Origin of the sequence: Desertibacillus haloalkaliphilus (assembly GCF_019039105.1) — a bacterium.
Lineage (GTDB): Bacteria > Bacillota > Bacilli > Bacillales > KJ1-10-99 > Desertibacillus > Desertibacillus haloalkaliphilus.
The window spans coordinates 1-360 of record NZ_JAHPIV010000427.1 but is presented as its reverse complement, the minus strand read 5'-3'; the positions used below and the strand labels follow the sequence as shown (position 1 = coordinate 360).

Sequence of the window (360 nt, the reverse complement as noted above, 5' to 3'; positions counted from 1 at the left end):
GACCCGTGGTGTAGGGGTTAACATGCCTGCCTGTCACGCAGGAGATCGCCGGTTCAAATCCGGTCGGGTCCGCCATTAATTTCAAAAAAATTGATTTTAAATATGGAGGGGTAGCGAAGTGGCTAAACGCGGCGGACTGTAAATCCGCTCCCTTAGGGTTCGGCGGTTCGAATCCGTCCCCCTCCACCATTTTATTATGGCGATTGTGGCGAAGTGGTTAACGCACCGGATTGTGGCTCCGGCACTCGTGGGTTCGATTCCCATCAATCGCCCCATATAAAAGATTGGGCTATAGCCAAGCGGTAAGGCAGCGGATTTTGATTCCGTCATGCGCTGGTTCGAATCCAGCTAGCCCAGCCA

At 53.1% G+C, this 360-nt stretch carries 3 tRNA genes; all 3 read left to right on the top strand.

Annotated elements, in window-relative coordinates:
- Nucleotides 1-104: 104 nt before the first annotated feature.
- Nucleotides 105-189, top strand: a tRNA-Tyr gene (locus tag KH400_RS22640).
- Nucleotides 190-199: 10 nt separating this feature from the next.
- Nucleotides 200-275 (top strand) — tRNA-His (locus KH400_RS22635).
- A gap of 10 nt (nt 276-285) precedes the next feature.
- A tRNA-Gln gene (locus KH400_RS22630) sits at nt 286-360 on the top strand.